This is a genomic window from Paenibacillus contaminans (genome assembly GCF_003285015.1).
In the GTDB taxonomy this organism is placed as follows: domain Bacteria; phylum Bacillota; class Bacilli; order Paenibacillales; family NBRC-103111; genus Paenibacillus_V; species Paenibacillus_V contaminans.
The window spans coordinates 207,390-224,304 of sequence record NZ_QMFB01000010.1 but is presented as its reverse complement, the minus strand read 5'-3'; the positions used below and the strand labels follow the sequence as shown (position 1 = coordinate 224,304).

The following is a 16,915-nucleotide window of genomic DNA, read 5'->3' as shown; positions in this document are numbered from 1 at the left end:
TCAAGTAACCGATACCGCCTTGCTTTGCTCGCCCGTATTCGTATGTTGGAGTGACGACGCTTCGATCATTTCATACCTGTAGCCTTGCTCGACCAAAAACATTTGCCTGTTCAGGGCAAATTCCTCTTCCTTCGTATGTTCGCTCACAAGCGAGTAAAAGTATACCGTCTTGCCGTCCGATTTCGGACGCAGCACCCGGCCGAGACGCTGAGCCTCCTCTTGGCGGGATCCGAAGCTGCCGGACACTTGAATCGCTACGGAAGCGTCGGGCAAATCTACGGCGAAATTGGCCACCTTGGAAACGATCAGAAGCGACAGCTTCCCTTCACGAAATCGGCGGTACAGCCGGTCCCTCTCGTCATGGGGCATTTGCCCCGACAGCAGCGGCGCCCCCGTTTTCTCGGAAATCGTTTGCAGCTGGTCAAGATATTGTCCGATTATTAGGGTCGGCTCGCCCGCATGACGCTTCAGAAGCAAATCCAGCACCTGCCACTTGCCCGCATTCTCCGCTGCAATGCGAAGCTTGTCTCTGGCAGCTGCCTGCTCATACCGTTCATGTATGTCCGATGGCATTTGCACTTTAACCTCCGAGCAAACCGCTTTCGCGATCCATCCCGCTTGCTCTAGCCGTTTCCACGGCATGTCGAATCGTTTGGGACCGACAAGCGAAAACACATCCTCCTCGCAGCCGTCCTCCCTTACGAGAGTTGCCGTCAGGCCGAGTCGTCTAGTTGCTTGTATTTCGGCCGTGACCCGGAAAACGGGAGCCGGCAGCAAATGCGCCTCGTCATAAATGATGAGCCCCCAATCGCGCTCCTGAAAAAGCTGCATATGCGAAAAAATATCGTTTTTCGTTTGGCGATGAGTCAATATTTGATAAGTCGCGATCGTAACGGGACGGACCTCCTTGCGGCCGCCGTTGTACTCGCCTACCATATCGGACGTTAAATCCGTTTTATCGAGCAGCTCGTCCCGCCATTGGCGAACCGACGTTACGTTTGTCGTCAAAATAAGCGTTGCGCAGCCGCATTTTTCCATGGCAGCTATGCCGATGATCGTTTTGCCCGCTCCGCACGGCAGAACAAGCACGCCGCTTCCCCCGTCGCGGGTGCCGTCCCTATAGAACGCATCGACCGCCGCTCTCTGGTAGTCGCGCAGCCCGAAGGGAGTGCCGTCCGCGCGCGCCGTCCGCAAACGAACCGGCAGCGTCTCGCCTTGATGGTATCCTGCCGCGTCTTCGACCGGATAGCCGAGGCGGGTCAGCTCCTGCTTGAGCCGTCCGCGCCATGCAGGGTCGATTACAGCGCTGCGCGAGTCCAACGTCGCCGTCAAATACGGCTGCAGCGAAGGATAGGCCGCGATCTTGAATAAGATGCCCGCATCCTCGGAAACAAGCAGCAGCTTCTCTTCATCCTGCACCATACGAAGCAGCCCGTACCGGTTCATCGCCTGCTCGATGCTGCGTTTGACCGACATGGGAACCCCGAGTTTGCCGTGTTCGTTCAAATAGGAAAGCAGCTCCCCGGTCTTCATTCCGGAAGCGGCGGCATTCCATAGCGATAACGGCGTCATCCGGTACGTATGAAAATGCTGCGGGCTTTTCACAAGCTCGGCGAACCGGCAAAGCTCCATGCTGACCGTTTCCGCATCGGGGTGATTCGCTTCGAGCAGCACCGTCATATCGTTCTGCACGAACAGCGGGGCATTATGTACATGATGGCTCAACGATGTTGCCTCCTATTCCTAGCTATGCCTTTCTCTTAGTATGAAAGGAAAGAACGAAAAATAAACTTGGCGACAGTTCATCCCGCCTGACAGAGAAATGACGCAGCTAATAGCGAAGCACCTCTAAGAGCCATTGGACGAAAAAAAATTTCGTTCACAATATAAAAAAGGCTTTCCGCCTCAATACGAAGCGGGAAGCCTTCTGGTATATCGTTTAGAAACGGGAGCCGGCTGCCGCGGTTTCCTTCAAGCCTTCGGCGACGATTTCTTTCGCACGGTCAGGATATTGATTATGGCCTTCGATAACGACGGTTTCCGGAGTATGAATGCCCCAAAGATGAATAGCCGATTTCACAAAGTTCATCGCCATTTCCATTGCGGCCATTTGTTCGGACGAGTAGTCTCCGCCGCGGGCGCAAAGCAGCATGACTTTTTTATCGGCAGCCATGCCTACAGGGCCTTCCGGCGTATATCTGAACATTTTGCCGGCTTGGGCCAAATACGATATATAAGTGACGAGAGGGGCGGGAACCGTAGAATTCCACAGTGGGAATGCGAAGACGATTTTCTCTGCCGCCATGAATTGATCGAAGTAAAAATTGGCGATTTCGGCCAGTTTGCGTTCGTCCTCGGTCGGCTCCATATTTTGTCTCAGCTTGAAAAGGCCTGTAATCATCGTGTTCCCATAGTAAGGGAGCTCGGCGTCGAACAAATGAAGCTCGGTAATTTCGTCCTGCGGATTCGCTTCGCGGTAAGACTGCAAAAAAGCTTGATGCATTTGAACGCTCACGGCCTGGTCGGCGGGACGGTCGTTCGAGTTGATGAAAAGTACTTTTGCCATGGGGTTTATTCCTCCGATGTTTTAATAGTTGATTGATTTTACTGCAATTATAATTAGCACAGTTAAAGGCGCAAAAAGCCCTGCAATTTCAGGCTTTGCTTAACTGCGTGCAACGGGTTATTCACCCTTTAACTGCAACTTCTACTAGCACATTATATATGCGTCACTAACTTTTTGCAAGTAAATTATGAATTCTCCATGTCCAGCTCATGTATCCGATTCATCAAATCGGCAAGCGTGTAGCCCGCCAAAAACGAAATGGTGTTCCGTTCCGCCTCCTGCATGATTTCTTCGAGCGCGACATCGACTTTTTTGCCCGATTCGCCGCCGCAGCTCATATTTTCTTCGGATTCCGCGGCGTCCGGTTTCACAGCGACATACACATCGGCAAGAGATAGCTCGTTCGGCCGCGCCTTCAACAGATAACCTCCGTCCCGCCCTTCCCTTGCTTCGACGATGCCGGCTTGCACTAGCCTTGCCAGCACTCTGCGTAAAAAAGTGGCATGCGAATTAACCTCGCAAGCGATGGAGCCGCTGGACAAAACGCATTTGCTCTGCGCAAGCCAAACGAGAGCGTGTACGGCGATTCCGAAGCGCGGCGGTCCGATTTGGCCGACCCGATTGATCGAATTCATTGCTATCCCTCCCAACATCATTCTAGTTATCAGTTTACCTTGCTTGCTTACGAGAAGGCAAGACGAGAAAGCGAATCGGTTTGCTAGCCAATGCTAGTAAAAGTCCGCAGCGCAAATTAATCGCCAAGGATAAACGGCTTCGCCGTCCTAAACGCTTTCGAAGAAAGCGACTTCGTAAGCATTTGCTTAAAGACCGGCTCGTTTATCGAGGTTTAGAGCTGCTTCCACGTTATACTTTCCGGCAAACTAAAAAGAGCCGGATCGCTCCGGCCCTTCCCCTGCATATCGTTTATTATTTCGTAGTCGCGAACGTTTTTTCGCTTTCGGATATTTTACCGAGCGCTTCGCCTACATTATCCTCGAAAACGTCGCGGATCGCCAAATCGCCGATTGCCACGACGCCCACCAATTCGCCGTTCTCGACGACAGGCAAGCGGCGGATTTTATCGCGCGCCATAATTTTGGCGGCCTCGCCGACCGGCGTGTCCGGCGTAATGGTCGTCGGATTTTGGCTGACCACTTCCATAACGGCTGTCGAGCCTTCTTTCTTATCGGCGAAGCCCCGCACGACAAGATCGCGGTCCGTAACGACAGCTAGCAGCTTTTTGCCTTCGACGACAGGTATAAATCCGATGTCATGCTGTTTCATTTTGAGCGCAATCTCATATACGTTATCTTTGGGCGTCACGGTTATACAGTCGGTCGACATGATCTGCTTGACGGTTTTGGCGGTGCTCAAAGCAAATTCCCTCCTCCATATGTGTAGAAGCTTTCTTACGTAGCTTCTCCTGCAGGAGGACAAACGATGCCCGCAACAAACTGGAAACGGGCCGCTCGGGAAACCTATGCGTGTTCGTTCATATAGTCCATCGCCAGTCCAATCAGCAGCCTAGCTGCATGCAGCATGGACGTCTCGTCGATATCGAAGAGCGGATGATGATGCGGCATCACGATTCCGGCATCCTTGTTCCCCGCTCCGACAAACACGAAGCACCCCGGCACGCGCTCCAAATAATAAGCAAAATCCTCCGCCGCCATAATGTAAGGCGATACTTGCACATTGCTTTTGCCGAATAAATCTGCGCCTACTTTAAAAAAACGTTCCGTCTCCTTCTCGTCGTTCACCACGGGCGGGTAACCCACCTTATAGCGGAAATCGACCTGAGCGCCGTACATGGCGCAAGTTTGTTCGACGATCTTCCGCATCTGCTCGCGTATCCGATCGCGCGCTTCGATGGAAAACGTGCGGACCGTACCGTTCAACGAGCACGTTTCGGCTATGACATTAAAGGATGAGCCGGCATGTATGGAGCCTACCGATATTACGCAAGGCTCCGTAGGATCCATGTAACGGCTGGCGATCGTTTGGAGATTGACGACCAGCTGCGAGCCGATCAGGACGCTGTCGATCGTTTGATGCGGCAGACCGCCGTGTCCGCCCTTTCCTTTAATATCTATAAAAAATTCGTCGGCGGCAGCCATGAATGCGCCGCTTCTCGTCTGGGCTTCGCCTATCGGCATCTGCGACCATAAATGCACGCCGTATACGGCGTCTACGCCATCGATCGCCCCTTCGCCGATCAGCGGGGCTGCGCCGCCGGGACTGATCTCTTCCGCGGGCTGAAACAGGAATCGGATCGTACCCCGCAGCTCCGATTTTCTGGTGCTCAACACCTCTGCGATCCCGAGCAGCGTCGTCGTATGGGCATCATGCCCGCATGCATGCATGACGCCGGGTGTTTTAGACGCGTATTCGACCGATTTGGCATCCTGGATCGGAAGTGCGTCCATATCCGCGCGAAGCGCGACGGTCGGCCCCGGCAAATCGCCCTTCAGTTCGCCGGTCACGCTGTATCCCTTCTCGCCCCGTTTGATTGGAATGCCAAGCTCCTCCAAGCATTTGGCCACATATGCGGACGTTTCTTTCTCTTGATACGAAACCTCCGGATGCTGATGCAAAAATCGGCGGCGTTTCACCATCTCTGGAAACAGCTGCTCTAGCTGTTGTTCGATCGTTTTCATTTCCCATACCCCCAGCGTTTGCTTACACCGTACATTTTACCAGAAGCCTATTCGGGTTGCCTACCGCCTTCACCTGCAATTTCCAGCTCTCCTTGTCCAAAATTCGACCCAAAAGGCAAGCGGTCGGCCACAAAATAGCCACATATGCGGTATCTCACAGTTTTGCTTTAGGCTTGCACAAGTTTGGGAAACATACTATCATGAAAATGCACGTAACTTATGCATCGATGCATGTAAATGAACCGGGAGGCGTTCTTTAATGATTATTGAAAATACAGGCTTAAAAGGACTGAAAAGCGAGCTCGCCCATCTGGACGAATCCACCGAAAAATTGGGCTTCGTTCGTTGGCAGTGGGAATACTACCGCGCGACATACGATTGCAAATTCGAAGATGTTGCGAATAATGCCGAATACTACTTACGGATCAATGCGCGCGTGGAAACGGGCAAACTCGAAAACCCGTATGCCGTTCTGTATCTCGAGGATGCATACATAGGAAAAGGATCGTTTCCTCACGGACTGGACTACAACGCGCCGATTCCGCAGCCGGTCATGCAAGCGGCCAATCAAAAACTTAGCCAGCTGAAGCAAGCGCTCGAGCACTAGGCGCGTGAGCCATGACCCCGCCGCGTAGAGGAACACCGGACTTTCTGTTGCTGTTTCTGACACTGGCGCTTGTCGCCTTCGGTTTTCTGATGGTGTTCAGCGCCAGCTCCGTGTCTGCGACCTACTACTGGGACGATCCTTGGCACTATACGAAGAGACAATCCGTTTCCATTCTAATCGGTTTGTTCCTTATGTTTTTTTTCATGAACGTGAATCCGGCGAAGCTCAAAAGATGGGTAATGCCTTTGTTCACTCTCGTATTTTTGAGTTTGCTGTTCGTATTGGTCATTGCAGCCGAGAAGAACGGTGCCCGAAGCTGGATCGAAATCGGCCCGCTCAACCTGCAGCCCTCCGAGTTTGCCAAGATAGCGGTCATCATGTATTTGGCGCTTATCATAAGCAAGAAGGAAGAACGTTTCCGCGATTTCAAGAAAGGCCTCATGCCTGCGCTCGTCATCGTCGGGCTCGTTTGCGGATTGATTCTGATGCAGAACGACCTGGGGTCGACCGCCGTTCTTGCAGGCGGCGCCGCGGTCGTCATCATCGTCGGCGGTGCGAATCTTAAGCATATTTTTGCGCTTGCGGCCGGGTTTCTCACTGTAGCCGCTTTGTCCGTTTCCGTCTATTTGCTTAGGAACCCCGGCTTAATGGACGGCACGACAAGCGATTATCGCTTGAACCGGATTACCTCCTTCCTCGATCCGTGGCATAGCCGTCTTGATAGCGGCTACCATTTGACCCAGTCGCTTATGGCCTTCGGGCATGGAGGACTGACGGGAACCGGCTTCGGCAAAAGCATTCAAAAAATGCACTTCCTTCCGGCGCCGCATAACGATTTTATCTTTTCCGTTATCGGAGAGGAATTCGGCTTTTTGGGCAGCACGCTCTTTTTACTCGTGTTTTTGCTCTTTATTTGGCGGGGAATCGTCGTATCGATAAGATGCACCGATACGTTCGCCAGGCTGTGCGGCATCGGCTTTTTCGGATTATTCGGCATTCAGGCGTTCATCAACATCGGCGGCGTCACGGGAGCGATTCCGCTGACGGGCGTCACCCTTCCGCTAATCAGCTACGGGGGCTCGTCCTTAATGGCGATTATGATGGGCATCGGAATCGTTCTTGGCTTCAGCCGGGAACAAAACAAGCCCGAAACGGCGGATCAGCCCGCACGCAACAAAACGAAGCGAGACGATACCAAGGTCAAACGCCGTTCGGCTTCGATGTAAGGACAAGCTTTCTGTCAAACCAAAAAGAGAACGTTGACGAAAAACCGTCACGTTCTCTTTTTGCGTTAGTGATTCCTATGCCTAAACTTTGCCGATAGCTGTTAGCTGCCGGCTGCCTATGTAACATGACCGATAGCTACTTTACGCGATGAGGATCTTCCGTCTCTTCTTCTTTGAAGGCGACGCCCTCTACCTTCACGTTCACTTCGACAACATTCAATCCCGTCATATTCTCAATCGCTTCGCGTACATTCAGTTGCAGTGCCTGACACACGTCTTGAATCGGTGAGCCGTAATCCACGATAACCCTCAGGTCTATAGCGGCCTCAAGCTGCCCAACTTCGACGGAAACACCTTTTTGCACGTTTTTGCCGCTAAGCCGTTTGGCGAGCCCTTCGGAAATGCCTCCGGACATTCCGGCGATTCCTGGCGTATCAAGAGCTGCCAAGCCCGCAATCGTTGCGACCACATCATCGGAAATACGTATAAGCCCTGTTTGAAGTTGTTCCGACATCCAGCTCACCTCCTAAATTATCCCCCGATGCGACGGGATGCTTCGAAGCCTGTTCCGGCTGCAGCGGCGGATTCCCGGACGGAATTCCCATTCCATGCTGCAACCCTACTGCTATTATAATGATTTGACCATACCCCCGTCAACGAAGAAGGTCGAGCCAGTCATATAGCTGTTGCGGGGCGAGAGCAAATAGGATGCTAGCGAGGCGAACTCATCCGGCTTCCCGTATCTTCCGAGCGGAATGTCCTGAACGATAGCCGCGCGAATCTCGTCGACCGACTTGTTCTCACGACCCGCCCTCGCTTCATCCAGCTCCGTGAGCCTATCCGTCATAATACGGCCCGGACATAACGTATTTAGCAATATTTGATCCGCAGCCAGTTCGATCGACAAGGTTTTCATCAAGCCCGCGATTCCCGCCCGCAGCGTATTGGAAAGCACGAGACCGGGAATAGGCACTTTTACCGAAGAAGAGGCGATCGTCACGATTCGGCCGCCTTGCCCGGACATCAGGGGGTAAAACCCTCTGACCAGCCTTACGACGCTCATCATATTCGTCTGAAAAGCTTTCTCCCACGCTTCGTCTTCAATCGACAAAAAGCTGCCGCTCGGCGGTCCGCCCGCACTGCACAGCAAAGCGTCTACCCGCGGAAAAAGCTCCTTCGCTTTGGCGATCAGCCGATCGATATCTTGCTTGCTCCCTACATCTGCGCCAATCCCTTGCGCCATGATACCGTGCTTTCCTTGAAGCTCCGAAGCGAAAGCTTCGATGCTGGAGCCGTCTCTGCTGCACAGAAGCAGGTTCGCCCCCTCTTCGGCAAGCCCTTCGGCCACTGCCCGTCCAAGTCCTTTACTTGCAGCCGTCACGACGGCATATTTACCTTTTAGTCCGAGATCCATCAGCGATCCTCTCCTTTTTCTTTGCCTGTCCTCTTTTTGCATAATCTTTCGCAAAAGAGGGCAATTGTACTATGATACCGATTTACAACCATTAACTGGAAGAGTAAAATGATAATACTTTTTCATTCGCGCGGACGCTGCAATCTGCCCTTGCCCATACGTCCGTTTCAACCAAACCAACCGATGAGGTGAGCCCGTGAGTCAAAAGCTCTTTTTTACCCTTCTGGCCGTTTCATTCGCAGCCAGCGGCGTTGCGCATTACGCCGGAATGAATGCAACCGTGCAATTCATCCTTTCCTGCATTGCGATCGTCTTTGTAGCCGGCTTTCTGGGCAAAGCGACCGAAAGCGTCGCCCATTATGCGGGCGAACGGCTCGGAGGATTTCTGAACGCGACATTCGGAAATGCGGCCGAGCTCATCATAGCCATTATTTTAATCAAAGATGCGGTAAACGGCAAACCGATGCTGTTCGATATGGTCAAAGCCAGCATTACAGGCTCGATCATCGGCAATATGCTGCTCGTTCTCGGACTCAGCTTGCTGCTTGGGGGCTTGAAATTCAAGACGCAGCGGTTTAACGTCACGCTTGCCGGCCATAACGCCTCCCTCATGCTGCTTGCCGTTATTGCCTTATTTATACCGGCCGTATTCGCCGTACAGCTTCCGGAAGCGAAAACGAACACGCTGAGCCTGATCGTTGCCGTTATTTTGATTATCGCATACTTTCTTTGGCTGCTGTTCTCTATGGTTACCCATAAGAAAGAACTGTCCGATGAAATCGTGGAGCACGGCGAGGCGGCTTGGTCGCGAGGCGTTTCAATCGTCATGCTGGTGGTCGCAACCGCAATGGTCGCGCTCGTCAGCGAATGGCTGGTCGGCACTCTGGAGGAGTTCTCGCATAAGTTCGGCTTGTCGGAGCTGTTCCTCGGCGCCTTTGTTATTGCGATAATCGGGAATGCTGCCGAGCATTCCGCCGCGGTCATGATGGCGATGAAAAACAAGGTAGGCGCAGCAGTAGAGATCGCCATCGGCAGTAGTCTGCAAATTGCGTTGTTTGTCGCGCCTCTGCTTGTCATTATCAGCTTCTTTATGGGAAATACGATGAATATCGTGTTCACGACATATGAGCTTGTAGCGATCGCTGTAGCGGCCTCGATCGCCAAATCGATTTCCGGCGACGGTCAAACGAACTGGTATGAAGGTGTGCTTCTGCTGGTCGTTTATATCATTCTCGGCGTCGCTTTCTTCTTCGTATAGGACAATTCGAGACCGCAGGGCATGAACGGTCACGCGAATATACGGTCCATGCAAGGTTAAACGGCTTCGCCAGTCCTGAGCGCTTCGAAGAAAGCGACTTCGTAAGCATACTCTTAAGGACTGGCACGTTTACCGGGAAATCGAACAATCAGCGGAGATATACTTGCTGAGATTTTAAGAAAAACGCCTTGCGGCGTCCTTGGGGTAAGATATACGTTTGCGCGCGGGGGAGGTAGTGGGTTGGGGCTTTCAGCCGCTCTTGAAATCGTGTGATCTGGAATTGGTTTTGCGGGTATCACACGATTTCAAAGGCGGCCCATAGCGAAGCTCCTTTGTAGTCCTTCCCAACCCACCACCTCTTCTTTGCTGCTTCTCTCTACGCCCTTGTTCCTAACCGGTCTTCCAGCCGGTATTCATAACCATGCAATCCCTTGAAATACTCCGGATACATTTCCCCTCCGCATTTCTCGCACGCAAACTGCGGTGGTATCTCCGGATCACCAAATAACGATATTTCATTCATCAATGGTGCCGCAATCCGGCATGGAAGTCTGATAAAACAAAAAAGCAGATGGAGGAACATGAACGCTTTCATGTTCCTCCATCTGCTTTACTTGTGTGAGCTGACGTTATTCTTTCTTGTTGAGCGCTTCGTACAATTTCGCAAGATTCCGCTCCAGCTTGATCAGCAATTCTTTGCCGGCTTGTTCTTGAATAAGCCCGGCACGTACGGCGAAATCGACTTCACGGGAAAGCCCGTACATTTGCGTATCCAGAACCTCTTCATAAAGCGGACATTTGCGCGTAGTCAAATTGTCCATCTGGACCTCGATCAGTTTTTCGATCTTGATCGCATCTTCCTGAAGCAGCTGAATCGCTCTTATATTTAAATTTTGCATGAGATCCGATGAAGACATGCATTCTCCCCCTTGTACGACTTCCAAAGTACGGCTACGACCGAGCGAACCTTCGAGCAAGTCCCTGCAGTATACAACCCTATACCCATTATATTAGTCGAAATCGGGATAATACACAAGACGAATAATCTAGCAGCTCCAAACCGGCAAAACGCCCTTGGACGCGTTCATGCAGAACGGATCCAAAGGCGTTGCCGGCAAAGCGTTACTCGGTGAACGATAATGATTCGAACGCACGCTTCAAACGTTCCACGTTGAGCTCCGTTTTCACTGCGTCATTTATGCGCAGCGTAATCGAATACGTAATGCCGTTTTTCGCAAAGTAGTACTCTTTATTCTCATAAGACACCTTGTTGGCGGAGTACTTTACCGTTATCAGCTTGCCCTCTTCTCCGAACAAAGTCTCGTCGCTGACCGTATACTTATAGTCCGCATCGGCCTCCGAACTCTTCTTATGCGACTCTTCTTCGTCCTTTAATACTTCCTCTAACGTGCTGTCGTCGTCCGCGATAATGTCGAAAGATCCGCCGATAAACGAATAGGAAGCCATAGGGCTGTCTTCCTTGAAATTGAATCGGTACGTTTGCCACTCCTCCGGAAGCCGGACGGAGTATTTATACGTTTTGTTTTTGTAAAGTCTAGTGGCATCCGGATCGGTAATTTCGTCTTCGTCTTGAATGAATCCTAACGCTTCATTCATGAGATCTTTATCGATTTGCAGCGCGCTGACGATACTTGTGATCCACGCTTCGGTATCGGCAGCTTTCTCCTGCTTCGGATAATTGAAGGCGAACTGGTATTTGTATTTATCTTTAATCAGATAAAGAACGCGCATGTTTTCCCAATCTTTGCCCATCGTCCAGCCGTAACGCACTTCCATCGCAGGTACGCCGGCGATGGTCGTCTCCTTCTTCTCGCCGATTTCGCGGTAGCTTTCGACGAATGCGGTCTTGAATTTCTCCACATCGCGTTCCACCCAATCGTTAAGCCGATCTCCGGAAGAGGCGGATGTGACGGAAACATTAAAGCTGCGTTTGTCGTCATCGGAGAAAGAAAGCCCATCGCCGTAGACGTCCTTGTCCCAGCCTTCCGGAAGCTCCATCGTAAGGCCGTATTCCGTCGTAATCGTTTGGGATGCCTTACTCTTGGTCAAATCCTTGAGCGATGCGTCTTTGGAATCGAACGACAGCGTAAAGCTGTCGAGCAAGTCGATAAAGCTGTTCACCTTAGTGCTGCTAATACTGTTCTCGCTTGGATATATGTACAGAGAAACGAGGTATGCTTTGCCTTCTTTCTGATAGGCCCTCGACTGGAAATAGCCGCCTTTATCCGAAACTTTGCCGGATATTTTCGCGTAAGGCGCTTTGGCCGATTCCACAAAACGCTTCTCCAGAACGGTCGCATCGCTCGCTTCTTCGGAAATCCTCCGCAGCAGCGCCGCCTGGGACAAGTCTTCGCCGTTATCCTCAACTTCGATGAAAATAAGGAACTCGCCTTTGGCATCTACGAACGTTACGGAGTTTTCCTCATTATAGCCGGCATTGCTCACAAGTCCCGGCGGATATTTCATCGACCAGCCGTTTTTGCTGTCGCCGATTTTCGTTTTTCCTTTATCCGTATCGAACAAATCGTCGCTATCGTCCTTCGACTTTTGGGAAGCCGGAGCCGATTTGTCTTCGCCGAGTACGATCGTAAACGTTTTTTCTTTATCCTCCGATTTGACGGTAAGCTGGACACTTTGGCCCGGCAAATAAGTTTTAAGCGCTTCGTTGTAATCGACCAGCGTGTTGAGCGGTACGGATCCCAGCTTCACGAGCACGTCATCCTGCTTGACCCCCGCCTTCGCCGCAGGCGAATCCGAATCCACATAAGCGACCTTCAGAGACTCTTCAGTAGGCAGCCCCACAACCGCTTCCCAGCTTTCTTCCAGCTCCAGGCCGAGATACGGGCGCATTACTTTTCCGTACTCGAGGAAATGCTTGAGCACGTACTGTACGGTTTCTACAGGGATGGCGAAGCCTAGATTGTCGACGCCGTATTCGACGAATTTCATCGAGTTGATGCCGACAACCTGCCCTTTAAGGTTCACGAGTGCTCCTCCGCTGTTGCCGGGGTTAATCGCGGCATCCGTCTGAATCAGCTTGTATTTGGATTGCACGGCTCTCTCGATGCCGCTGACGATCCCCACGGTAACCGAATTGCGCAGCGCGAACGAGATCGGCGTTCCGATGGCGACGACGGTTTCTCCCGCCCGGATATCGCTTGGAGCCGCAAAGGTTGCGGCAGGCAGTCCGCTTGCATCGATTTTGACGAGCGCCAAATCGCTTTCCTCGTCGATATGCGTCATTTTCCCATTATATGTTTTGCCAGTGGACGTTACGACGATCATGCTGCCCATATCTTTGACGACATGGGCGTTCGTCATAATAAGTCCGTCCGCGCGAACGATAACGCCGGTTCCGTGCGCTAAATTGAAACGATTGGAGCTGCTGCTCCGCTCGCCTTCGGCAGGCCGGCCGATAATGGCGACAACGGATGGAGATGCCTGTTCCACAACTTTTGGAACGATGTCGTCGCCTGTTGCAACAGCCGCGAAAGCGCTGTTACCGAATGGCATGACGAATACGCTCAACATGAGCGCCAATGCGGTGAGCCATTTTAACGATTTGAATGATAACCTCACAGGCCTTTTCCTTCCTCTCGCCACATATGATAACTTCTTCGTTAATCTACCACATTTTGCTAGAAGCGACAATCAAAAAAATACGAGTTGCCCAAAACTAACCGTACGCACAGTTTGCGCCAAAATAAAAAAAGTGCTCCCCTTAGGAAACACTCTCGTTTAGACCTATTCGCTGACGATATTTACGCTCAGGTTATGCTTGGCGAACACTGCGGACATCGCCGCTTTGGCCTCTTCGGCATCCGGTCCGTGTACGTGCAGGTTGTAATCTCCGGATGTCATCAGCGTTGTGAACAATCCCAGTATGCTTTTTACATCGATATACTTATTGTCGTATTGAAGCACGATTGAGGATTGAAATTTACCCGCGGTTTGAGAAATTTCCACAATTGCGGCATTCGTTGTGTTGGACATGAAATCCCCTCCAAAATAATGAGTTCTTGGCAATCGATACCTACCTGATACCTTATCTTATGATACCTTGTAACCGCTTGAAAGCGCAAGAGATGTTTTGTACAGAAGAAGCCGCGGCGGCTTACCGGTATTTACCGTTCGTCCCGGGGTTTGAAAAATCGTATGTCGTCGTGACCGTTTCTATTTTGGTCCGGCCTTCCTCTATATAGGTCAGTTCGGTGACCAAGCTCATTCTAAGCAGCTTGTTCGATCTGCGGTCCGTAAAGACGGTGCAAGTCGGCTTCGCGGCCATGGACGGCAGCACATTCGTCAATCGTTCCTTGGCGCGTTCCGTTATGTTCAAACGCTCTTCCGCAAGCCTTGTGCCGTCGGCTTTGGCAAACGAACCCGAAGGAACGGCGCGAGCCTCTTCAAGCGCTTCCCGGAGTCGCGCCTGCCAATTGTTCTCGACGATACGTTTCCAATCGGCCGCATCGATATCCGTTTCGTAGATGCGTTCACCGGCTGCTTGATCGAGCCGTTCGGATCGAACGGTCTTTTTTACTTCGCTTAGCTGACCGGCCGTCAGGAACGGATCGGCATCCGATCCCGGGCTCATGCCGTCTGCCGACGCGCTGCCTAATCGACCTTCGCTCCCCGCGTCTCCCGGCAGCCGGTTTGCGATCGTTACCCCCGCTATGCTTAACTCGGAATACCCCCGATACTTGACCGAAGAATAGTCCGCCAACTGAACAAAAGCCTGGTCCAGCCTCCGCTTCGCCGCATCGCCGGCTTCCGGCTGCGCGCACGCGAAAAGCGCTCCAAGCATAATGATAAGCGATATGCCGAGCTTTCCTGCTTTATAATGTACTGGATCGTTATTCTCGCGGTTTTCCGGTATTCGTACGCCATCCCGGACAAGATGCCGCTGTCGTTTAGCCATACCTGATGACTTCCCTCCGGGAGCCTATTAACCATGGGCCGGCCACAGTCCGATGCTCATCTATAGCGTTTCCCGGGAGTATCATCTTATCCGTCAGCCGAATTTGATTTGATTTTTGCCTTCGTGCTTCGCTTTGTACAAGGCCATATCCGAACGGTAAAACAGCGATTCCACGCTTATCTTGTCATCCTGCCAATGCCAGTCGGACAAGCCGCAAGAAACCGTCACCTCCGGCTCCGTTTCGTTAACGACCCTTGACCGTATCCTTTCGGCAATCCGCACCGACTGGTCGCGCGACACTTGCGGCAAGTAAATGGCAAGCTCTTCCCCGCCCCAACGAGCGGCTATATCGGTATCGCGGATGCAGGTCCGAATGATGGCACTCACCTGAATCAATATTTTATCCCCGATCTGATGGCCGAACGTATCGTTAACCGATTTGAAATTGTCGATGTCCACGACGATCAGCGAGCCGCAAAAATCTTTCTTCTGATGAAGGTTGACCTGCTCGTCTAAATAATGGCGCTCGTAAAGACCTGTCAAATTATCGGTAATCACCATCCTCTTCACTTCGTTATGAAGCGAAGCATTCGCAATGGCAAGCCCGATATGGCTCGACAACACCTGAAGCAGCTTATAGTTTTCGTATGAGAAGAAGCTCGGAAGCTGATGCGTAACCAGCACGACGCCGACCACATCGCCGTTTACGATTATCGGCGACGCGATCAAGGAACGTGATTTGCTCTTCTCCATCAGCTTCGACTGTACCTTCGGGTTCGACCAATAATCCGAGATGATAAGCGCTTCCTTCGTCTCGACGACGATGCCCGAAAAACCGTAATCCGGAGAAAAGCTCTCATTGACAAGCGCAGGCAAATTGGTCGCTTGCACGACCAATTTGCCGCACTCCCGGTCAAGCTGCAAAATGCAGCAAAAATCCGCATCGAATATTTTGATCAGCTCGGTAGAAGCGAAATTGAATATTTCGTTAAGCTGCAAGCTTTGGTTGAGACGCTTCGTAATTTCATTAATGAGCCGGAGCTCGCTTACAAGCACATTCGACTGCTCGTACAGCTTGGCGTTCTCAAAGGCCGTTCCGGCGGTTCGCGCGAGCGCCGAGAGCATCTGGATGTCGGATGACGGAATCTCGCCCGCTATGACCGAGAAATGAATGACTCCGTAGACGCCCTGATTTCCTACAAGCGGAAGCGCAGCTTCCTTAATAAATCCGACCGAGCCGTGCGCCACTATTTCTCTGCCTTCCATAAACGAGCGCGTACAAATATCTTCCTCGACCCTCATGAAATTAAGCGGCTTAACCGGGATTGACGAGCTGTGATTGTCTTGGGACAGCAATAAATCGATCGACGCGGCGGGAAAAAGCGCACGCAGACGAGCGATCAATTCGGTTAATATGGATTCGACATCGATTAACGAATGCAGCTTCTCGGCAGCCTGGTAAAGCAGGTCGCGCTTCTTCGTTTCGATTTCGAGCTGTTGCTTCTCGATGGCCGTCACGGCTGCGAGCTGTTTCTCAAGGTTCCATTTCAAATGCGGGACAAAAGAAAGCGATATGGCATGGAACCAACTTGACGGTAGCTCTTCATCGGACGTCAAAAGGCCGATCATGGCGACGATTCCGTTGCGGGCGCATTCGACCGGAACGAGCGGCGCGCGTACCTTCGTCATCAGGACGGCTTCCGCAGCTGCCGGCTCCCGCCCAAGCTCTCGTTCCAAAAAATCGAACGACGTACCGGATTCAATTAAAGATCCGGATTCGAATAGTGCGATCAGCCTACCGTTTCCGTCGCAAAACAGAAGCGTCCGCGGCGTGTCCGGATCCATTCCGGTTACCTGCTCCGCCCAACAACGAAAGCTTTCTTTAAGAAGTATGTGAAACGAGCGCTCCTCCATTCCTTTGTCGGACGGAAGAAATTCGCATGACAGTTTGAATTTCGGTTCTATTTCCACGGAATAGTATGCGGATTTATTTTCGGTTGCCATTATCGAAAGCTGAAAATAACCCTTCATACCTCGTCTCCTCTTATGATCGAATAAAGCCGGCTGCTTGTCTTATGCGGAAGCATTCGACGTATGTATGCAAACTATCGTAACAAATGATTCCGAAGCTACGACATCTAGTACTATCATACTATGTTTTTCTACAAGATGCACTATCTTTGTGAAATATTACAATATAACAGACATGGTATATTGTCTGTGTACAGTCTAATATATACGAGCGGTTTCC

General features: G+C 51.6%; 15 protein-coding genes. 3 read left to right on the top strand and 12 right to left on the bottom strand.

Annotation, left to right across the window (positions count from 1 at the left end):
• The 5 genes from DQG23_RS18580 to DQG23_RS18560 form a co-directional block, all read right to left on the bottom strand.
• Positions 1–1,725, bottom strand: a complete 1,725-nt coding sequence (locus DQG23_RS18580) for a DNA repair helicase XPB (protein ID WP_272949055.1) — start codon at positions 1,723–1,725, stop codon at positions 1–3.
• 214 nt (positions 1,726–1,939) lie between these two features.
• Positions 1,940–2,566 carry an FMN-dependent NADH-azoreductase gene (locus DQG23_RS18575; protein ID WP_113032358.1) on the bottom strand — a complete coding sequence of 209 codons (627 nt, stop codon included), beginning with the start codon at positions 2,564–2,566 and terminating at the stop codon, positions 1,940–1,942.
• 185 nt (positions 2,567–2,751) lie between these two features.
• Positions 2,752–3,201, bottom strand: a complete 450-nt coding sequence (locus DQG23_RS18570) for an RrF2 family transcriptional regulator (protein ID WP_113032357.1) — start codon at positions 3,199–3,201, stop codon at positions 2,752–2,754.
• Between the two features lie 292 nt (positions 3,202–3,493).
• Complete coding sequence (locus DQG23_RS18565) at positions 3,494–3,910, bottom strand: CBS domain-containing protein (protein ID WP_113032453.1); 417 nt, start codon at positions 3,908–3,910, stop codon at positions 3,494–3,496.
• Positions 3,911–4,044: 134 nt separating this feature from the next.
• Positions 4,045–5,223 (bottom strand): M20 metallopeptidase family protein, encoded by a 1,179-nt coding sequence (locus DQG23_RS18560; protein ID WP_113032356.1) that lies wholly within the window; start codon positions 5,221–5,223, stop codon positions 4,045–4,047.
• Positions 5,224–5,482: 259 nt separating this feature from the next.
• Here DQG23_RS18560 and DQG23_RS18555 point away from each other — a divergent pair, with 259 nt between their 5' ends.
• Complete coding sequence (locus DQG23_RS18555; protein WP_113032355.1) at positions 5,483–5,830, top strand: YugN family protein; 348 nt, start codon at positions 5,483–5,485, stop codon at positions 5,828–5,830.
• 11 nt (positions 5,831–5,841) lie between these two features.
• Positions 5,842–7,056, top strand: a complete 1,215-nt coding sequence (gene ftsW, locus DQG23_RS18550; protein ID WP_113032354.1) for a putative lipid II flippase FtsW — start codon at positions 5,842–5,844, stop codon at positions 7,054–7,056.
• Positions 7,057–7,192: 136 nt separating this feature from the next.
• Here ftsW and DQG23_RS18545 read toward each other — a convergent pair whose 3' ends face one another.
• Positions 7,193–7,570 (bottom strand): Asp23/Gls24 family envelope stress response protein, encoded by a 378-nt coding sequence (locus DQG23_RS18545; protein ID WP_113032353.1) that lies wholly within the window; start codon positions 7,568–7,570, stop codon positions 7,193–7,195.
• A gap of 114 nt (positions 7,571–7,684) precedes the next feature.
• Positions 7,685–8,470 (bottom strand): SDR family oxidoreductase, encoded by a 786-nt coding sequence (locus DQG23_RS18540; RefSeq protein WP_113032352.1) that lies wholly within the window; start codon positions 8,468–8,470, stop codon positions 7,685–7,687.
• Positions 8,471–8,666: 196 nt separating this feature from the next.
• Here DQG23_RS18540 and cax point away from each other — a divergent pair, with 196 nt between their 5' ends.
• Positions 8,667–9,728: a calcium/proton exchanger gene (cax, locus tag DQG23_RS18535; RefSeq protein ID WP_113032351.1), complete on the top strand. Its 1,062-nt coding sequence runs from the start codon at positions 8,667–8,669 to the stop codon at positions 9,726–9,728.
• A 629-nt stretch (positions 9,729–10,357) separates the two neighbouring features.
• On the opposite strand, the gene DQG23_RS18525 is transcribed toward cax, so the two are convergent.
• The 5 genes from DQG23_RS18525 to DQG23_RS18505 all read right to left on the bottom strand — a co-directional run bounded on the left by DQG23_RS18525 (position 10,358) and on the right by DQG23_RS18505 (position 16,695).
• The gene (locus DQG23_RS18525; RefSeq protein ID WP_113032349.1) at positions 10,358–10,645 is read right to left on the bottom strand and encodes an Fpa/YlaN family protein; all 288 of its coding nucleotides are present in this window, start codon (positions 10,643–10,645) and stop codon (positions 10,358–10,360) included.
• 205 nt (positions 10,646–10,850) lie between these two features.
• On the bottom strand, positions 10,851–13,328 hold the full coding sequence (locus DQG23_RS18520) for a trypsin-like peptidase domain-containing protein (protein WP_238177933.1): 2,478 nt from the start codon (positions 13,326–13,328) through the stop codon (positions 10,851–10,853).
• Between the two features lie 165 nt (positions 13,329–13,493).
• Positions 13,494–13,742, bottom strand: a complete 249-nt coding sequence (locus DQG23_RS18515; RefSeq protein ID WP_113032348.1) for an HPr family phosphocarrier protein — start codon at positions 13,740–13,742, stop codon at positions 13,494–13,496.
• 121 nt (positions 13,743–13,863) lie between these two features.
• Positions 13,864–14,664, bottom strand: a complete 801-nt coding sequence (locus DQG23_RS18510) for a hypothetical protein (RefSeq protein WP_113032347.1) — start codon at positions 14,662–14,664, stop codon at positions 13,864–13,866.
• 93 nt (positions 14,665–14,757) lie between these two features.
• Positions 14,758–16,695 carry a sensor domain-containing diguanylate cyclase gene (locus DQG23_RS18505; RefSeq protein WP_238177932.1) on the bottom strand — a complete coding sequence of 646 codons (1,938 nt, stop codon included), beginning with the start codon at positions 16,693–16,695 and terminating at the stop codon, positions 14,758–14,760.
• Between the last annotated feature and the right edge of the window lie 220 nt (positions 16,696–16,915).

What these genes read in the sequence shown, in the direction of transcription:
- DQG23_RS18575 (WP_113032358.1), bottom strand. Translation starts at nt 2,566, where the DNA reads ATGGCAAAAGTACTTTTCATCAACTCGAACGACCGTCCCGCCGACCAG.
- DQG23_RS18570 (WP_113032357.1), bottom strand. Translation starts at nt 3,201, where the DNA reads ATGAATTCGATCAATCGGGTCGGCCAAATCGGACCGCCGCGCTTCGGA.
- DQG23_RS18565 (WP_113032453.1), bottom strand. Translation starts at nt 3,910, where the DNA reads ATGTCGACCGACTGTATAACCGTGACGCCCAAAGATAACGTATATGAG.
- DQG23_RS18560 (WP_113032356.1), bottom strand. Translation starts at nt 5,223, where the DNA reads ATGAAAACGATCGAACAACAGCTAGAGCAGCTGTTTCCAGAGATGGTG.
- DQG23_RS18555 (WP_113032355.1), top strand. Translation starts at nt 5,483, where the DNA reads ATGATTATTGAAAATACAGGCTTAAAAGGACTGAAAAGCGAGCTCGCC.
- ftsW (WP_113032354.1), top strand. Translation starts at nt 5,842, where the DNA reads ATGACCCCGCCGCGTAGAGGAACACCGGACTTTCTGTTGCTGTTTCTG.
- DQG23_RS18545 (WP_113032353.1), bottom strand. Translation starts at nt 7,570, where the DNA reads ATGTCGGAACAACTTCAAACAGGGCTTATACGTATTTCCGATGATGTG.
- DQG23_RS18540 (WP_113032352.1), bottom strand. Translation starts at nt 8,470, where the DNA reads ATGGATCTCGGACTAAAAGGTAAATATGCCGTCGTGACGGCTGCAAGT.
- DQG23_RS18525 (WP_113032349.1), bottom strand. Translation starts at nt 10,645, where the DNA reads ATGTCTTCATCGGATCTCATGCAAAATTTAAATATAAGAGCGATTCAG.
- DQG23_RS18515 (WP_113032348.1), bottom strand. Translation starts at nt 13,742, where the DNA reads ATGTCCAACACAACGAATGCCGCAATTGTGGAAATTTCTCAAACCGCG.
- DQG23_RS18510 (WP_113032347.1), bottom strand. Translation starts at nt 14,664, where the DNA reads ATGGCTAAACGACAGCGGCATCTTGTCCGGGATGGCGTACGAATACCG.
- DQG23_RS18505 (WP_238177932.1), bottom strand. Translation starts at nt 16,695, where the DNA reads ATGAAGGGTTATTTTCAGCTTTCGATAATGGCAACCGAAAATAAATCC.